At 70.7% G+C, this 17,509-nt stretch carries 15 protein-coding genes; 12 read left to right on the top strand and 3 right to left on the bottom strand.

Annotated elements, in window-relative coordinates; all coding sequences use genetic code 11:
- Positions 1 to 67: 67 nt before the first annotated feature.
- Positions 68 to 637 (bottom strand): response regulator transcription factor, encoded by a 570-nt coding sequence (locus AB0M73_RS20985; RefSeq protein ID WP_363892750.1) that lies wholly within the window; start codon positions 635 to 637, stop codon positions 68 to 70.
- Positions 638 to 1,018: 381 nt separating this feature from the next.
- Here AB0M73_RS20985 and AB0M73_RS20980 point away from each other — a divergent pair, with 381 nt between their 5' ends.
- The 6 genes from AB0M73_RS20980 to AB0M73_RS20955 are packed head-to-tail and all read left to right on the top strand — an operon-like array spanning position 1,019 to position 7,498.
- Complete coding sequence (locus tag AB0M73_RS20980; protein WP_363892748.1) at positions 1,019 to 1,744, top strand: GntR family transcriptional regulator; 726 nt, start codon at positions 1,019 to 1,021, stop codon at positions 1,742 to 1,744.
- Positions 1,745 to 1,757: 13 nt separating this feature from the next.
- Positions 1,758 to 1,985: a ferredoxin family protein gene (locus AB0M73_RS20975; protein WP_043721683.1), complete on the top strand. Its 228-nt coding sequence runs from the start codon at positions 1,758 to 1,760 to the stop codon at positions 1,983 to 1,985.
- Positions 1,982 to 3,295: an ABC transporter substrate-binding protein gene (locus tag AB0M73_RS20970; protein ID WP_363892745.1), complete on the top strand. Its 1,314-nt coding sequence runs from the start codon at positions 1,982 to 1,984 to the stop codon at positions 3,293 to 3,295. Before AB0M73_RS20975 ends, AB0M73_RS20970 begins: the two co-directional genes overlap by 4 nt.
- The gene (locus AB0M73_RS20965; RefSeq protein WP_363892743.1) at positions 3,292 to 4,065 is read left to right on the top strand and encodes an ABC transporter permease; all 774 of its coding nucleotides are present in this window, start codon (positions 3,292 to 3,294) and stop codon (positions 4,063 to 4,065) included. Before AB0M73_RS20970 ends, AB0M73_RS20965 begins: the two co-directional genes overlap by 4 nt.
- Positions 4,062 to 4,781 (top strand): ABC transporter ATP-binding protein, encoded by a 720-nt coding sequence (locus AB0M73_RS20960; RefSeq protein WP_363892741.1) that lies wholly within the window; start codon positions 4,062 to 4,064, stop codon positions 4,779 to 4,781. Before AB0M73_RS20965 ends, AB0M73_RS20960 begins: the two co-directional genes overlap by 4 nt.
- Positions 4,778 to 7,498, top strand: a complete 2,721-nt coding sequence (locus AB0M73_RS20955; RefSeq protein ID WP_363892739.1) for a fumarate reductase/succinate dehydrogenase flavoprotein subunit — start codon at positions 4,778 to 4,780, stop codon at positions 7,496 to 7,498. Before AB0M73_RS20960 ends, AB0M73_RS20955 begins: the two co-directional genes overlap by 4 nt.
- A 90-nt stretch (positions 7,499 to 7,588) precedes the next feature.
- Here the strand turns inward: AB0M73_RS20955 and AB0M73_RS20950 are convergent, their stop codons facing one another.
- On the bottom strand, positions 7,589 to 8,746 hold the full coding sequence (locus AB0M73_RS20950; protein ID WP_363892737.1) for a Fic/DOC family N-terminal domain-containing protein: 1,158 nt from the start codon (positions 8,744 to 8,746) through the stop codon (positions 7,589 to 7,591).
- 136 nt (positions 8,747 to 8,882) lie between these two features.
- Positions 8,883 to 11,207: a DNA helicase PcrA gene (gene pcrA / locus AB0M73_RS20945; protein ID WP_363892735.1), complete on the bottom strand. Its 2,325-nt coding sequence runs from the start codon at positions 11,205 to 11,207 to the stop codon at positions 8,883 to 8,885.
- Between the two features lie 261 nt (positions 11,208 to 11,468).
- On the opposite strand from pcrA, the gene AB0M73_RS20940 reads away from it, so the two are divergent.
- The 6 genes from AB0M73_RS20940 to AB0M73_RS20915 all read left to right on the top strand — a co-directional run bounded on the left by AB0M73_RS20940 (position 11,469) and on the right by AB0M73_RS20915 (position 17,452).
- Positions 11,469 to 11,741: a chorismate mutase gene (locus AB0M73_RS20940; protein ID WP_043721674.1), complete on the top strand. Its 273-nt coding sequence runs from the start codon at positions 11,469 to 11,471 to the stop codon at positions 11,739 to 11,741.
- A gap of 65 nt (positions 11,742 to 11,806) precedes the next feature.
- Positions 11,807 to 12,115, top strand: coding sequence for a hypothetical protein (locus AB0M73_RS20935; RefSeq protein ID WP_043721672.1), 309 nt, complete (start codon positions 11,807 to 11,809; stop codon positions 12,113 to 12,115).
- 280 nt (positions 12,116 to 12,395) lie between these two features.
- On the top strand, positions 12,396 to 13,187 hold the full coding sequence (locus tag AB0M73_RS20930) for a hypothetical protein (protein ID WP_363892732.1): 792 nt from the start codon (positions 12,396 to 12,398) through the stop codon (positions 13,185 to 13,187).
- A 167-nt stretch (positions 13,188 to 13,354) separates the two neighbouring features.
- Positions 13,355 to 14,149, top strand: coding sequence for a hypothetical protein (locus tag AB0M73_RS20925; protein WP_363892730.1), 795 nt, complete (start codon positions 13,355 to 13,357; stop codon positions 14,147 to 14,149).
- Between the two features lie 369 nt (positions 14,150 to 14,518).
- Complete coding sequence (locus tag AB0M73_RS20920) at positions 14,519 to 15,565, top strand: hypothetical protein (RefSeq protein ID WP_363892728.1); 1,047 nt, start codon at positions 14,519 to 14,521, stop codon at positions 15,563 to 15,565.
- A gap of 201 nt (positions 15,566 to 15,766) precedes the next feature.
- A complete protein-coding gene (locus tag AB0M73_RS20915) occupies positions 15,767 to 17,452 on the top strand; it encodes a protein kinase (protein ID WP_363892726.1) in 1,686 nt (561 codons plus the stop codon).
- The last annotated feature ends 57 nt before the right edge of the window (positions 17,453 to 17,509 follow it).

The raw sequence follows: 17,509 nt of genomic DNA, 5'->3' as shown, positions 1-17,509 counted from the left end.
TGGCCGCCGGACACCCCCAGGGCCAAACATCGTGATCAGGTGACCACCGATCGGCCCAAGCAACCGCTCAGATAACGCCTGCTCGCAACGCGTAGGCGACCGCGTGCGGACGGTTGCGCAAGCCGAGCCGACTCATCACGGCATACACGACATTCTTCACAGTCCGCTCCGAATAGGACAGCTTCTCCGCGATCTCCGCGGTGTCCCAGCCCTCGGCCATCAGCCGCAGCACGTCCACCTCGCGCGGCGCCAGCCCCGACGTGGTCAGGCCGCGCGGGCCCAGCACGTCCCGCTGCAACCGCTCCACCTGCGACAGCAGCTCGCCCAGCAGATCCGGCGGCAGGTCGCCACGGCCCCTCGCCGCGGCGACCACCGCGCCGGCCAGCCGGTCGCCGGTCGCGTCCGCCCGGGGCAGCACACTCACCACCCGGCACTCCACCGCGGCGAGCAGGTCAGCCTGGCGCAGCTCGTTGGTCACCAGCACGCAGCGCGCCGAGGAGTTCTCGGTGAACCGGCGCAGCGCCGACATCACGTCCGACGTGACCACGTCGGCACACACCACGAGCACGGCCGCCTCACCGAACTGGCGCTCCCCCACCAGCTGGAACTCCGGACGTGCGCGCAGGTGGCTGGCCACTCCCGCCAGGGTGATCGGGTCTCCCGCGTGAACCCCTACCCGAACTCGCTCCACCGTTGCTCCTCCTACTGGGATGACCCCCGTGATCCCTCCTGTCGCTGAGTGTGTCGGGCCCCACTTCTCGAACTCTTCACGGTGACTCCATGCCGTGAAGTGCTGCCCGATGCCCCCTTGTCAGGGGGCCAATCAGCGTGTAGCGACGGGGGTGGCACATACATCGAACTCCGACAGAAACATCCCAATATATGAACCGGGGTTACACGGCCCGCAGTGGCGAAAACCCCGACCGGCCGCCGGTCAGGGGCCCTGACCAGGTGGCGTAACGCCGGCGAAACACGGCTGTCATCCGCCGGAAATGGCTCCTCCGGACCGTTCGGCGTCATGGACCCGCAACCGCGACGGCCCCGGGCGGACCGGGCGAGGCAGATCGCCGACGCGCTGCGCCGGCAGGTGCTCGACGGCGACTTCACGGACGGCGTGCTGCCGGACGAGCGACTTCTCGGCCGTGAGTTCGGCGCCACCCGCAACGCCGTGCGGGAGGCGCTGGAGCTGCTGCGGGCCGACGGGCTGATCGAGCGGTCGCCGGGCATCGGCACGGTGGTCGTGGCGCGGAAGTACCCACACGGGCTGAACCGGCTGATGGGGCTGGCCGAGACGCTGCACGAGCACGGCGTGGTCAGCAACGAGGTGCGGACCTCGGGAGTCGTCACGGCTTCCGGGGTGCTGGCCGAGCGGCTCGGTGTCGAGGTCGGCGCGGCAATCGTGTGCGTCGAGCGGCTGCGCCGGCTCAACGGCCTGCCGCTGTCGCTGGACCTGACCTACCTGCCGGCCGATGTCGGCGAGCCGCTGCTGGCCGAGGACCTCGTCAACAACGACGTCTTCACGCTGCTGGAGCGCATCTGCGGGCAGCCGCTGGGGCGGGCCGAGGTCGGCATGGAGGCCGTCAACGCCGACCCGCACGTGGCCTCGGTGCTCGACCTGCCGCGCGGCGGGGCGCTGCTGCTCGTGGAGCGGCTCACCCACCTGGCCGACGGCCGCCCGGTCGACCTGGAGTTCATCCGGTTCCGTGGGGACCGGCTCACCATGCGCGCCGTACTGGACCGATAGAGGGGCTGTTCCCATGGCTTTGGTGCCCAACCGGGTGGACGTCCCGGTCGTGATCGACGAGTCGTTGTGCGTGAAGGGCTGCCGGCTCTGCGTCGACGTGTGCCCGCTGGACTCGCTGGCCATCAACCCCGAGACCGACGTGGCCTACATGCACGTGGACGAGTGCTGGTACTGCGGGCCTTGCGCCGCGCGCTGCCCCACCGGCGCGGTCACCGTCAACATGCCCTTCCTGATCCGATGAGACGGGCGTGGCCGGCACTGCTGCTGGCCCTTCTGACCGGCTGCTCGGTGGCGTCCGGCGCGACGTCCACTGTGGTGACGCTCGTCGTCGGCTACCAGTCCAAGACCATCAACACCGTCACCGCCGGCACGCTGCTGCGCGCCCAGGGCTACCTGGAGCAGCGGCTCTCGGCCCTGGGCCGGCGGACCGGTCGGACGTATCGGGTGGAGTGGCAGGACTACTCCACCGGCGCGCCGATCACCGCGCAGATGGTGGCAGGGAAGATCGACATCGGGTCGATGGGCGACTTTCCCATGCTCATCAACGGATCCCGCACGCAGGAGTTCGGCGACGGGCGCACCTCGCTGATCTCGGCCACCGGCTACAACCTGCGCGGGGCCCTGAACATGGTGGTCGTGCCGCCGTCGTCGCCGGCTCGTTCTCTGAGCGACCTGCGGGGCAAGCGCATCTCGTCGAGCATCGGGTCGGCCGGCAACGGCACCACCGTGCGGGCCCTGTCCGGCCTGGGCATCGATCCCGACAACGACGTGCAGATGGTCAACCAGGACCCGTCGGTCGGGGCGTCGGCGCTGCGAGCCGGGGCCGTGGACGCGTTGGGGCAGTTCGTGGCGTGGCCGGGGCAGCTGGTGTTCGCCGGGCAGGCGCGGCTGCTGTACGACGGGGCCGCGCTGAATCTGCCCACCTGGCACGGAGTTGTCGTGCGCCAGAAGTACGCGGCGGCCAATCCCGATGTGGTGCAGGCGTTTCTCCAGGCCCAGCTGGACGCCACGTCCTTTCTGAACGCGCATCCCATGGAGGCGGCGTCGAAGGTCGCCGCCGCCACCGGGCTGGCGCCGGAGGTGGTGTACCTCTACAACGGGCCCAACGGCCTGGTCACCTTCGATCCGACGCTGCGACCGGACCTGATTTCCGCCTTGCAGAAGGACATTCCGTTTCTCCGGTCGATCGGCGGCATCAAGGGCCTGGATCTTTCCTCCTTTGTGGACGGATCTCGGCTCGCTTCGCTCAAGGTGCCTTCGGTTCAGCGGCCGGTGAACGCCGGCGAGGTGTGGTTCGCCGGTGATGCTTCGACCACGCCCGCCGTGTCGCCGGATGCCTTGCTGCGGCTGATCCGTGACAGCGGTAAGAAGGTCCGCGCCGCGTACGTCGACGACGCCGTCACCGGCACCCGTTGGTTCGCCGACAAGTCGTACTGGGTGTACGACAAGGGACTGCGCCCGTTCGACGTCGAGACCGAGGCGCGGTCGTACGTGAACTCCCATCCCGGCTCGCGAATCGTCGACTATCCCACCGCAGTGAGGCTGGCATGAGAAAACACCTGCTGCGCGGCGGTTCCCTGGTCACCGCCCTGTTGTTATGGCAACTGCTGACGAGCCTGCGCGTGGACTTCTGGCTGCACTTCGACCGGCTGCCGACGGTCGTGGACGTGGCCCGTGATCTGGGCTACCAGCTACAGACTCCTTTGTACTACCGGGATCTGGGCGACAGCCTCGGCCGGATCCTGATGGGTTTCGCGCTGGCGGCGCTGGCCGGCGTGGCGATCGGCGTGGCCGTGGGGCGGTCGGCGCTGACCGGCGACATCGTGTCGCCGCCGCTGGAGGTGCTGCGGCCGATCCCGGCCATCGCGATGGTGCCGATCGCCATCCTGCTGTTTCCCAGCAACGAGCAGGGAATCGTGTTCATCACGTTCCTGGCCGCGTTCTTCCCGATCATGGTGTCCACCCGGCACGCCGTGACCGCGCTGCCGGTGGTCTGGGAGGAAGCCGTGCTGACCATGGGCGGCAACCGGCGGCGGGTGCTGTGGAGCGTCGTGCTTCCCGGCGCGCTGCCGGGCGTGTTCTCCGGGCTGTCGGTGGGCATGGGCGTGGCGTGGATCTGCGTGATCTCGGCCGAGATGATCTCCGGCCAGTACGGCGTCGGCTACCGGACCTGGCAGGCGTATACGGTGGTCGACTACCCCGGCGTGATCGTCGGCATGCTCAGCATCGGCCTACTGGGCTTCGGCAGCGCCGCCGCGGTGGAACTGGTCGGCCGCCGCGTGACCCGTTGGCTGCCTCGCGAAGCGGAGATCGCACGATGATGCTCATCGAGGACCTCAGCGTTGGCTACCGAGAAACCTCTGTGCTGCAAGGGATCGACCTCAAGATCGACGCCGGCGAGATCCTGGTGCTGGTCGGCGGTTCCGGCTGCGGCAAGTCGACCGTGCTGCGCACTCTGGCCGGTCTGCACCGGCCCTCCGGCGGCGCCATCACCCTGGACGGCCGACCAATCGTGCGAACCTCGGCCGAGCGGGCCCTGGTGTTCCAGGAGGACGGCCTGCTGCCCTGGCGCAGCGTCCGCCGCAATGTCGAGCTGCCGCTGGCGATTCGCGGCGTGCCAAGGACTTCCCGCCGTTCCCAGGCCCTGTCGTGGATCGAGCGTGTCGGTCTCGACGGCTACGCCGACCACCTGCCGCGTGAGCTGTCCGGCGGCATGCGGCAGCGGGTTCAGCTGGCCCGGACCCTGGCGTCCGGACCTCGGGTGATCCTGGCCGACGAGCCCTTCGGCGCCCTGGACGCCCAGACCCGGCGGGCCATGCAGTTACTGCTGGTCGACGTCTGGTCCCAGCAACCGACCACCATCGTTTTTGTCACCCACGACGTCGACGAGGCCGTCTTCCTCGGCGACCGGGTCGCCGTGCTCGGCGGCCGCCCGACCTCGATCAGGTCCATTGTGGACGTACCGTTCCCGCGCGGCGACGGCGACAACTCCGCCGCCCGCGCCGAGATCCTTGCCGCACTGGGGAGCACGCAGTGACCAAACGCCGTGAGCTGAGCTGTGACGTGCTGGTGATCGGCGGCGGCACCGCCGGCACCATGGCCGCGATCTCCGCCGCCGAGCGCGGGGCCTCCGTGCTGTTGCTGGAGAAGGCCCATGTGCGGCACTCCGGGGCGTTGGCCATGGGCATGGACGGCGTCAACAACGCCGTGATCCCCGGCAAGGCCACCCCCGAGGACTACGTCGCCGAGATCACCCGGGCCAATGACGGGATCGTCGACCAGCGCACCATCATGCAGACCGCCACCCGTGGCTACGACATGGTGCGGCGGTTGGAGGGCTACGGCGTCAAGTTCGAGAAGGACTCCTACGGCGAGTACGCGGTACGGCGAGTCCACCGGTCCGGCAGCTACGTGTTGCCGATGCCCGAGGGCAAGGACGTCAAGAAGGTCCTGTACCGGGTGTTGCGCGAGAAGCGCATGCGGTCCCTGGTCACCATCACCAACCGGGTCATGCCCGTGCGGGTTCTCACTTCTGACGGCCGGGCCGTCGGGGCCGTCGGCTTCGACACCCGCAGCGGCGACTTCGTCACCGTGTCGGCCAAGGCTGTTGTGCTCGCCACCGGCCCTTGTGGACGGTTGGGCCTGCCGGCCAGCGGTTATCTCTATGGCACGTACGAGAATCCCACCAACGCCGGCGACGGTTACTCCATGGCCTACCACGCCGGGGCCGAGCTGTCCGGCATCGAGTGCTTCCAGATCAACCCGCTCATCAAGGACTACAACGGCCCCGCCTGCGCCTACGTCGCCAATCCCTTCGGAGGCTACCAGTCCAACGCTGCCGGCGATCGTTTCGTCGACTGCGACTACTGGTCCGGTCAGATGATGGCCGAGGTCGCGCGGGAGATCCATTCCGAGCGGGGCCCCATCTACCTCCGGCTTTCCCACCTGCCCGAGGAGTCCGTGCGGGCCCTGGAGGGTATCCTCCACACCACCGAGCGGCCCACCCGTGGCACCTTCCATGCCGGGCGTGGGCACGACTACCGCACCCATGACGTGGAGATGCACATCTCCGAGATCGGCTTGTGCGGCGGGCATTCCGCCTCCGGCGTCTGGGTCGACGAGCACGGTCAGACGACCGTTCCCGGCCTCTACGCCGCCGGCGACCTCGCTTGCGTGCCCCACAACTACATGATCGGCGCCTTCGTCTTCGGCGACCTCGCCGGCACCCATGCCGCTTCCGTTGACGCGCCTCTGGTTTCCCTTCCCGAGGACCAGATCTCCGCCGCCCACGAGCTCATCTACCGTCCACTGTCCAATCCGGACGGTCCTCCCCAGCCCCAGGTCGAGTACAAGCTCCGCCGCCTCGTCAACGACTACGTGGCGCCGCCCAAGAGCTCCAACCGTCTCGAGATCGCCGTCGAGCACTTCGAACGCATGCGCTCCGAGATCGCCGGCATGGGCGCTCGGACCCCGCACGAGCTCATGCGCTGCGCCGAGGTCTCCTTCATCCGCGACTGCGCCGAGATGGCCGCCCGGTCTTCCCTTGTGCGCACCGAGTCGCGTTGGGGCCTCTACCACGACCGCATGGACCACCCCGACCGCGACGACTCCGCCTGGTTCGCCCACCTCAACCTCCGCCGCGCCCCCGACGGCGCCATGGAGTTCGTCCGCCGCCCCGTAGCGCCGTACCTCGTCCCCGTCCCCGAGTTCCCCGCCCCCACCGGCGGCCCCGCCGCCGTCATCGCCCGCTACTTCCCCACCGCTGCCGAGACTGTGTCGTTGTCCCCCAAGGCTTCCCCCTCCGTCGACGGCTCCCCCGACCTCGTGGCGTTGTTGGCCCTCGCGGAGGCTTCCCCCTCCCTCGACGACCTCCGCCCCTACCTCGCGAGCCCCGTCGAGGCCGTCCGGCTCACCGCCGTCACCACGCTTACCGAGACCACCCCCACCGGCTTCGCCTCGGCCTTCGCCGAGTCCTTCGACGACCCCGCCCCCGCCGTCCGCCAGGCCGCCGCGGCCGGTCTGCGGGAATTGGTGGAGGTAATCGACGTGTCAGGCACCGATCGGCGGGACCTCGCCGAATCAGCTCCCGCGCACGGCTCCGCCGACAACGCCACCCCGTCCGGTCGGCCGCCGGCCCCGGCCACGTCGGCGACCGCCCCCTTCACCGCTCGTCTTCTCCGTGCCGTCCACAACGCCGAGCCCGCCGTCCGCTCCGCCGCGCTCTACCTCCTGCGCTCCCTGCGCCTCGGCTCCTCGGCCGCCTTCTCCGGCGCGTTGGCCGATGCCGAGCCCGAGGTCCGCATCGAGGCCGTCCACGGCCTGGTCTCCCTCGACGCCTCCGCCCCCTTGGCCTCCGCCGCCGCCGACCCGTCGCGCGAGGTCCGGGTGGCGCTGGCCCAGGGCCTGGGGTCGATCGCCGACGTGGCCGCCAGGGCCGCCCTGCTGCCGCTGGCCGCGGACCCCGAACCCCTCGTCCGCGCCGCCGCCCTCGCCTCCGGCGCCGACACCCTCCACCACCTCGCCGCCGACGCCCTGGCCGACCCCGCCTGGCAGGTCCGCGAGGCCGCCACCGCCGTAGCCACCACCGCCCAGCTCCTCGCCGCCGTAGCCGACCCCCACCCCAACGTCCGCCGCGCCGCCGTCCGCGCCCTGGGCCAGCTACCCCCCTCGGCCGAGTCGGTCACCCTCCTCACCGAAGCCCTGGCCGACCCCGACGCCGACGTCCGCGCCTACGCCCGCCACGCCCTGCGCTGACCTCGAGCCCAGGTCCGATCCACCGCGCCGTGCCCGCAATCGAGACTCGGTTTGCCACAGTTTTCGGCGCAACTCGCCACCAAACTGCGATCAGGCCGCCGTTACGTCCTCGCCGAGCACGCGGAGGATCTCGTCGGCGAGGAAGAGGCGGGACCGGCCGGTGCTGGAGACCTCGGTCAGCACGCCGGACTCGACGAGCCGCTCGACGTTGAGGGTGGCGCCGCGATGGGTCACACCGAGCATGGCGGCGGCGCGGTTGATGGTCATGGCGGGCGACTCGAAGAGGGCGTCGACGAGGCGCGGGGCGAGGCTGGACGAGCGCACGTTGGTGACCCGCCCGCGGAGCTCCTCGCGCAGTGTCTGCAAGGCCTTGGCGCGGTGCAGGGCGTCGGCGGCCTGGTTGGCGACGACGTCGAGGAAGAAGGAGATCCATCCGGACCAGTCACCGTCGATGCTCACGGCGAGCAGCCGCGCGTAGTACTCGTCGCGCCGCGGCTCCAGGTAGGCGGACAGGTCGAGCAGCGGCGCGGGCAGCAGACCCCACTCCACGAGCAGCAGCACGACCAACAGCCGACCGACGCGGCCGTTGCCGTCGATGAACGGATGGATGGCCTCGAACTGGTAGTGCAGGCAGGCGATGGTGATCAGCGGCGGCAACTCGTGCTCGGCGTGCAGGTGCTTCTCGAACGCGTCGAGGCACTCCCACATCCGGTCCGGTGGCGGCGGCACATAGGTGGCGGTGTCCAGCACGCAGCCGGGCGGGCCGATCCAGTTCTGGGAACGGCGGAACTCGCCCGGCGTGGCATAGCCGCCACGCACCCCGGACAGCAGGATCTCGTGAGCCTCGCGCAGTAGCGGCAGGCTCAACGGCAACCGCCGATCCGGCTTGAGCACATGCTCCATCGCGGACACGTAGTTGTAGACCTCGGCGACGTCGTCGGCCTGGACCGCGGCCGGCTCGACCTCGTAGCGCACCAGATCGGACAGGGTCGCCACGGTGCCCTCGATCCGGCTCGACAGCACGGCCTCGCGCCGGACCATGGTCTGGGCCAACAGGTACGGATCGGGCAGCGTGCTGCCGACGCCGGCGAGCTGGCCCAGCGCCCGGTCGGCGACGGACAGCCGCCGCACCATCGCGGTGTCGTAGACGACGTCGGGCGGCAGCTGGGGCGGCACAAACGACTGGTAGCCGCGCTCGCTGCGCACCACGTGCTGGCGTTGGTGGGCACCGAACGCACCGACATCCATTGATACCAACTCCCGAAATCAGTATCGCAATGATACCTAAAGAGAGTTAGGTAGCACATCGCTCGATCCAGTGATAGTTCAGTAGCACCGGGGGGCGGTGGGTGATACCGAAGATGTCTTCGGTATCACCCGGGCGTCAGAGCTTGGTCAGGGGGACGCCGCCGATGAGCATGAGGCGGACGGTGCCGGCGGAGCCGAAGTCGATGGTGGCGGTGGCGCGGGGGCCGGAGCCGTCGGCGGCGACGACGGTGCCGAGGCCGTACTTGTCGTGGGTGACGCGGTCGCCGACCTCAAGCTCGAGGGCGGGGGCGTTCTGCCAGCCCTTGGCGAAGGCGGGGGTGCCACGGGAGGAGCCCTCGCCGAAGGAGGAGGAGCGGCGGCCCCAGGTGGTGGTGACGGTGGGGGCGGCCCGCTCGGGCTCGACGCGGCGCCACTCGACGAGGTCGGAGGGGATCTCGCCGAGGAAACGGGACTCGGGGTTGGCGGCGGGCTGGCCCCACGCGGACCGGATGAGGGCCCGCGACAGGTACAGGCGCTCCCGGGCGCGGGTGATGCCGACGTAGGCCAGCCGACGCTCCTCGGCCAGCTCGGCGGGATCGCCGAGGGCCCGGGAGTGCGGGAAGACGCCGTCCTCCCAGCCGGTGGAGAACACAACGGGGAACTCGAGGCCCTTGGCGGTGTGCAAGGTCATCAGGGTGACCACGCCGTCGTCGGACTCGGGCACGGAGTCGGAGTCGGCCACCAGGGAGACGCGCTCCAGGAAGGCGTCGAGGCTGTTGACCGGGACCGGGTCGTCCTCTTCCTGCTCGGGCAGGTTGAACTGGGTGAACTCCCGAGCCACGGTGATGAGCTCGGTCAGGTTGTCCAGCCGGGAGGCGTCCTGCGGGTCGTCGCTGGCCTCGAGCTCGCCGCGATAGCCGGTGACGTCGAGCACCTGGTCCAGGATGTCGCCGACGTCGTCGCCGCGCTCGACGGCCTTGTGCAGCTCGTCCAGCATGATGACAAAACCGGAGATGGCGTTGCGGGAGCGCGGATTGAGCAGCGCGACCTTGCCGGCGGCGGCGTCACGCAGCGCGGTGGCGAAGCCGATGCGCTGCTGCTCGGCGTGGGCCGACACGCAGGCCTCGGCCCGGTCGCCGATGCCGCGCTTGGGCACGTTGAGGATCCGTCGCAGGCTCACGGCGTCGTCGGGATTGGCCAGCACCCGCAGGTACGCCAAGGCATCCCGGACCTCGCGGCGCTCGTAGAACCGCACGCCGCCGACGACCTTGTACGGCAGCCCGAGCCGGATGAAGATCTCCTCGAACACCCGGGACTGGTTGTTGGTGCGGTAGAAGACCGCGATGTCGCCGTTGGTGAAGGTGCCGGCGTCGACCAGCCGGTCGATCTCGCCGGCCACGAAGCCGGCCTCGTCGTGCTCGTTGTCGCCGACGTAGCCGACGATCTTCTCGCCCTCGCCGGAGTCGGTCCACAGCCGCTTGTCCCGGCGGTCGGGGTTGCGCGCGATGACGGCGTTGGCGGCGCTGAGAATGGTCTGGGTGGAGCGGTAGTTCTGCTCCAGCAGAATGGTGCGCGCCTGCGGGTAGTCCCGCTCGAACTCGACGATGTTGCGGATCGTCGCGCCGCGGAAGGCGTAGATGGACTGGTCCGCGTCGCCGACCACGCACAGCTCGCCCGGGGCGACGCCGTCCTCGCCGGTGCCGACCAGCTCGCGCACCAGGGTGTACTGGGCGTGGTTGGTGTCCTGGTACTCGTCCACCATCACGTGCCGGAACCGCCGCCGGTAGTGCTCGGCCACGGCCGGAAACACCTGCAGCAGCTCGACCGTGCGCATGATCAGGTCGTCGAAGTCCATGGCGTTGGCCAGCCCCAGCCGCTGCTGGTAGGACTCGTAGACCTCGGCGACCCGGCGCTCCAGGTCGTTGGCCGCGCGGTCCTTGGCCGTCTCCGCGTCCACCAACTCGTTCTTGAGGTTGGAGATGTGCACGGCCAGCGTGCGCGCCGGATAGCGCTTGGGGTCGAGGTCGAGATCCCGCGCCACCAACGTGATCAGCCGACGCGAGTCGTCGCTGTCGTAGATGGTGAAGTTGGACGACATGCCCAGGGTCTTGGCCTCGCGGCGCAGCAGCCGCACGCACATGGAGTGGAAGGTCGACACCCACATCGCGTTGGCGCGCCGCCCGACCAGCCCGGAGACCCGCTCCTTCATCTCGGCCGCGGCCTTGTTGGTGAAGGTGATGGCCATGATCTCGCCGGGGTGCACGCCGCGCGCCGCCAGGAGATAGGCGATGCGGCTGGTCAGCACCTTGGTCTTGCCGGAGCCGGCGCCGGCCACGACCAACAGCGGGGACCCCGCGTGCACGACCGCGTCGCGCTGCTGCGGGTTGAGGCCCTCCAGCAACGCGTCGGGACCGGTCGCCCGCGCCGGGGGATTCGTGGGCAGATCGAACAGAGCGCTCATCGCCCACCACGCTACCCGGCGGCACCGACAGTTCCGTCACGCCGGGTCGGCGGGGCCCTGGGCTCGACTGGACTCCGCCCGCTGTGCGAGACTCCCGGCATGCGCGCGCGCCACTACGAGTTTTTCTACGGGATCCGGACTCCGGCTCCCGTGGTCGCGTAGCGCCAGACGACCACCGCAGAAGCCCCGGAGTCCTCGGACCCGGGGCTTCTGTGCTGCCGGGGCCACCGGATCTCCGACCCGAGCACGGAGGACAGATCAGTGAGCACGCCAGTCAGCGACCAGCCCACCCCGGACATCCCCTCGCTGCGTGAGGAGATCGACCACCTCGACGCCGAGATCATCCGGCTGATCGGGCGGCGGGCCGAGGTGTCCGGCATCGTCGGCAAGACGCGGATGGCCAACGGCGGCACGAAGATCGTGCACAACCGGGAGATCGACATCCTGGCCCGCTACCGCGAGGGCCTCGGCCCGGAGGGCAAGGACATCGCACTGATCCTGCTCAGGATGGGTCGCGGTCCGCTCGGAAGGTGACACCCCCGGGGGTCATCCGGGATGTCACCGATGCCCCACGGCCAGGAACCGCGCACACTGGGAACATGGAGTTCATCGCCGTCATCATCGCCCTGGCCGGTCTCGTGGCCGCGGTCGGCTACGACGGATACCTGTTCGTGCTCGGGTCGGCCGCCAGCCGCAGGGCGGGCGGCGAGACGATCGCCCAGTGGGTGCGGTCGCGCTGGCCGCAGGCCGGCATCACCACCGTGGCGGCGCTGCTGGCGCTGCTGATGGCCAGCGGCAACGTGTTCTTCGAGATCATCGCGATCATCGTCGCGGTGGGCGCGGGCGGCACGGCGCTGCGTGGGCTGCAGGACGCGCGCAAGCAGCTGAACAGCGGCAGCAACCCGTAGCCGGCTCTCACTCGACCGGGTGTAACCCGGCCCGGCAGTGGCATCGGCGGCCCCGGCCGCGGTTTCACGCCCTACCCTGAGGTCTTCTGACGGGTGAAGCCCACTGGAGCGGTCCAGCTCGGAATTCCGCGTCAGGGTGGAGCCCCGGGAGGGTCTTGGAAGTATGAGCAGCGAGGCGGGGCCGGCGGACCACGGCAGGCACAGGCGGGCGTCGTCCGGACCCGGGGCGCTGCCGGGGCCTGCTGCCCGCGCGGGCCTGCGTCCGGCTCACGCCCGGCCGGTGCTGGTGCGACAGTGCGACGAGCCGACCGTGCGACTGCCCGCGGTGCCGCCCATCGACATCGACCCGGTGCTGGACACGGATCCGGTGGGGCTGCGCAAGTTCGACATCGGCACGGTCCCGGCCTCGGTGACGCCGCCGCGCACCTGGCGCCGGGCGGCGTGGTTCTCCGTGGGGTCCTCGGTGGCGGCGCTGGTGGCGCTGCTGGTCATCGGCGCGCTGCTGGTCGGCCCGTCGAGGATGCGCACGCAGATCGAGTCGTTCCCGGGCAACGCGCTCCAGGTGCCGCTGCCGACGACCACGGCTTCGCCGCGGCCGTTGCCTCCGGGGGCGCCGAGCGCCGTGGCCAAGACGGGCCCCGCCGACGCCGACCCCCGGCCGGAGACGACCGGCTCATCGTCGGGCGGCACCCACGGCGGCGGCGCGCCCACGCACACCACGCAGCCGACCATCACGACCGTCACCGGCGTGACGAGCCCGGTGGTGGACCCGGGCAAGGTGGCGCAGCAGACACAGCACTTCTTCGCCGCCGTCGCGTCCAATGTCGGCGAGGCCTACCAGCTGACCTCCGGGACGCTCAAGGCCGACGGCGAGGCGGCGCTGCAGCAGCGCTACCAGGACGTGTCCTCGGTGCAGGTGCAGGGCATCACGATCGACCCGGGCAAGGGCATCACCATCAACACGGTGCTGGTCACCCGCAAGGACGGCACCACGACGACCGAGCAGCACGTGCTGGCGTTCACGCCGGGGGTGTTGCCGCTGATCAGCGAGGACACCCCGGTCGCCGGGTGACGGTCTGAAACCTCTGCACCGAGATTCATTCCTTCGAGTGAAGGTGTCTAGCCAGGGCGACCTCGAAGCGGTGAACTCTGCGCCAGAACTGGCCCGCACCGGGTCGATCCCGGTACGAGTGCACCGGTACCCCACGTCCAAGAACGGCACTGGCGAGGAGAACGCCCGTGGAGCGTCCTGCTGGCGGCAGGCGGCACAGTCGAGGCGGTTCGGTCAGCGTGGCCGACCTGATCCGGCGGCAGCCGGGCTCCGTGCGCATCCCGACGCCCGAGGAGGCCGCCACCGACGGCCTGCTGGGCGATCTGCTGGGTGGCAAGGGCCTGCCGGACGACAGCGACCCGCGCACCAGCACGGCACTGAAGCTGTTGGGCGTGCTCATGGGGGCGGTCACGCTGGCCGCCACCATCGCGGCGGCGTCCATGATCACCGGCGACCCCAAGCCGGCCAAGGCGGCGATGGTGACCTCCCCGCAGCCGCAGGCCCTCACCGGGGCCGACGCGCTGCGGCCGGACGTGCTGGCCACCGAGGTGGCCGGCAAGAAGAACGCCGCCGAGCCGCTGAGCGCCGCCACCACGACCACCGGGCCCTCGGCCACGGCCGCCACGCCCACGAGCTCCGCCGGCCCCGCCCAGCGGGCGCTGACGGCCAACGCGGCGGCGGACCCGGTCGAGGTGGTGCGCGACTTCTACAACACAGTGGCGCAGAACCCGCGGGACGCGCTGGCCATGATGGGCGGCTCGCTTGCCGACCTCGACCCGACCGGATTCGTCCGGTCCTGGTCGTCGGTGCGGGCCGTGCGGCCGGAACGCGTCGAGGCGATGTCCGACGGCACGGTGCTCGGCGTGATCGGCATCCAGCAGGCCGATGGCAGCTGGCTGCACGTGGAGCAGCTGCTGCGGGTCGACGGCGGCAACCAGCCCAAGATCATCGGAGCCCAGGTGCTGTCGGCCCAGCAGGGCTGACCGACGACAGCGGTGACCACTTCGCTCCGGTCGAGCCGTACGAAGGGCTCGCGACGCCGTCCGGAAGACGCCGTTGCTGCGGATGGCGGCCAGGGCGAACGGCCGACTGAACCAGGCCGCTGGGACAACAGGTGCACGTGCGTCCGGCGGCTGTGCCGGCGTTTCAGCCCTGAGGTCACAGGTGAGCGTCGAAACGGCAACCGCCCGCATACCGTTGGGCCATTCGGCGGATCAAGGCTGCACTAAGTAGCTCAAATCTGCGCACCTTCTAACCCAAACTGGTGACGCCTCTCCTCTGATCCGGTATCAAAACCACGGTCAGTGATCCGACGGAGAGGTGACGCGACGGTGTACGAGGACTCAACACGGGTGGGCACGACCACCGCCACCCGGCAGATCCCCGTTTCCGAGCTCCTCGCTCGCCATCGAGGCGAGCAGTTCCCGACCCGGCAGGTCTGGGAGGAGCCCTCCCCCTGCGAGACCACGGACGTCATCCCGGCCGTGCAGGACGACTATTACCTGGACGAGCCGTATCCCTCCACCGGTTATTCCGAGGCGTACGAGTACGTCGAGGAGCGCGCCGAGGACGAGCGGCCGTTCGTGGCGGTGAGCGCGGACACCGACCAGTTCCCGATGCCGGTGCTGGACAACCCGCACGCCCCGGAGGAGCAGACGCTGCTCGCCCCGATCGACGTCGAGGCCATGGACGCCGAGCGCGCGGCCGCCGAGGCGATCGCGGCGGAGGCCCCCACGGTCCAGGCGCCCACCGTGTCGGCGTCCTGCGACGACACGCCCAGCCGTGAGATCTACATCCGCGAGCTGCTGCGCCGCGAGGGCAAGCTGCCCCGTGAGCAGCGCCGCAAGCAGGCCCCGAAGATCGCCGCCGCGGCAGCCGGTGTGGCCGCCCTGTGCGGCGCCGTGGCCGCGAGCATCGTCCACGTGCAGCAGGCGGACACCAACCAGAACACCGCCTCCGGCAGCGGCGTGCCGCTGACCGTCGTCGACGGCGGCGGCCCGCGCGGCCAGGCCCTCGACGCCCCGCTGGCGCCCCGCGGCACCGAGCAGGTGACCCCGGACAACAGCACCGCCGGCAAGTCCGCGACGACCGACAAGCAGGCCAAGCCGCCGCGTGTCGCCCCGTACGTGACGGCCAGCCAGCAGGCGCAGCAGCACGGCGGCGCCACCTCGTCCTCCTCGGCCACGCCGACGACCACGAGCACCCCGCCGCCGAGCAGCCCGTCGAACACCCCGCCGAGCGACCCGCCGACGACGAACCCGCCGCCGCCCTCGCAGACGCCGAACAACCCGTCGCCCTCGTCGTCGCAGCCGAACAGCAGCGCCCCGCCCACCCAGACGTCGGACTCCGGTCTCATCGGCGGCCTGCTCAACCCGATCACGGGCCTTCTCGGCGGCTGACCAGCGGGTGTTCCTCCACATGGGTGACCGTCGCGGAAGCCGTGGAATACTGGCCGACGAGTTGAGTGGCGTGTCACAGCGCACGGTCGCATTGACCGGGGACTGACAGGGTCACCCCCTAACCTGGGTACCTGTCCTGCCGGATGGACGGCGGGCCGCGCACGCCAGCCGCGACCAGCGCACCGAGGAGAGACTGCACCCGTGACTGACGACGGTCGTCTGGTCGCTGGCCGGTACCGGCTGACCAACCGGATCGGCAGCGGCGCGATGGGCGTGGTGTGGACCGCCCGCGACGAGCGGCTCCAGCGCACGGTCGCGGTCAAGCAGCTGCTGCTCAACAGCAGCATGAGCGCGGCGGAGTCGCACGAGGCCAAGCAGCGCGCGATGCGCGAGGGCCGGATCGCCGCCCGCCTGCAGCACCCGCACGCGATCGCCGTGTACGACGTGGCCGAGGAAGACGGCAATCCCTGGCTGATCATGGAGTACCTGCCGTCCAGGAGCCTGTCGGCCGTCCTGGCCGAGCGGGGCACCATGCCGCCCCAGGAGACCGCCCGCGTGCTGGCCCAGGCCGCGATGGCGCTGGACGCCGCGCACGCCGCCGGCATCGTGCACCGGGACATCAAGCCCGGCAACATCCTGATCGGCAACGACGGGGTCGTGAAGATCACCGACTTCGGCATCTCCCGGGCCACCGGCGACGTGACGGTGACGGCCACCGGCATGTTGGCCGGCACCCCCGCCTACCTCGCGCCCGAGGTGGCCAAGGGCTACGACCCCGGGCCGCCCTCGGACGTCTTCTCGCTCGGCTCCACGGTGTACGCCGCCGTCGAGGGCGAGCCGCCGTTCGGCCTGAACGAGAACACGCTGGCCCTGCTGCACCTCGTGGCGGCCGGCGTGGTCAACCCGCCCCGGCAGGCCGGCCCCCTGCACGCGCTGCTGATGCGCCTGCTGGCCGCCGACCCCAAGGAGCGCCCGACCATGCGGCAGGCCCACGAGGGCCTGTCAGCGGTCGCGGCAGGCCGCCCGGTGCCGCAGGCGCTGCTGGCCTCCCCGGGCGCGCCGACGTGGCGGGTCAACCCGCCGCCCGCGCCCGGCACCACCCGGCAGATCGCGCCGCCGACCGTCGCCGCGCCGATGGGCGCCGGTCCGATGGGCCCCGGCCCGACCCGCCTCGACGCCCGCCCGTTCGACCGGCAGCCGACCCGTGTCGGCGGCGGCCCCATGGGCGCCGGGATGAACGGCTCCGGCCCGAACACGCGGCCGCCCGGTCTCAGACCGGGTGAGCAGTCCATGCCGCCCACGCCGCGCAAGACCAGCAAGCGCCCCGTGCTGCTGGCCGCGCTGGCCGTCGTGGCGGCGGCTGTCGTCGGCATCCTCGTGGCCAACGCCCTCTCCGGCGGCGGCAACAGCCGGGCCGACACCAACGGGCAGAACCCGCCCGCGCAGCCCTCGCTGACCACGGACAACCAGACGACCGAGGTCTCCACGGCGCCGACGTCGACGAAAAAGACGACCACCACCACCACCACCACCACGACGACAGACACCACGACCACCCCGGACGGCCCGTCGCCCACGGATCTGGTGCACGCCGTCCAGGGCTACTACCAGCTGCTGCCGGACAACTCGGCCGAGGCGTTCCAGCACCTGACGCCGAACATGCAGCAGGCCTCCGGCGGGGCCGACGGTTACCGCCAGTTCTGGGCCGGCGTCGACGAGGTCAAGGCCACGAAGGTGACCGCGGCCGGCAAGGACAAGGTCAGCGCGGTGGTCACGTACAAGGACAAGGCCGGCAACACCACCAAGGAAGCCGACGTCTTCACGCTGGTGGTGCAGGACGGCCAGCTGCTCATCGACAGCCAGAGCAAGCAGTCCCTGCCCGACTAACCTTGATGCAGGGAAGGACGCCTTACCCTCGTTGAACGCGGGTAAGGCGTCCTTCCC

It is taken from the genome of Kutzneria sp. NPDC051319, from assembly GCF_040682195.1.
Lineage (GTDB): Bacteria > Actinomycetota > Actinomycetes > Mycobacteriales > Pseudonocardiaceae > Kutzneria.
Note: the sequence above shows the minus strand (reverse complement) of the source record. Positions and strands in the feature narration are given on the sequence as shown.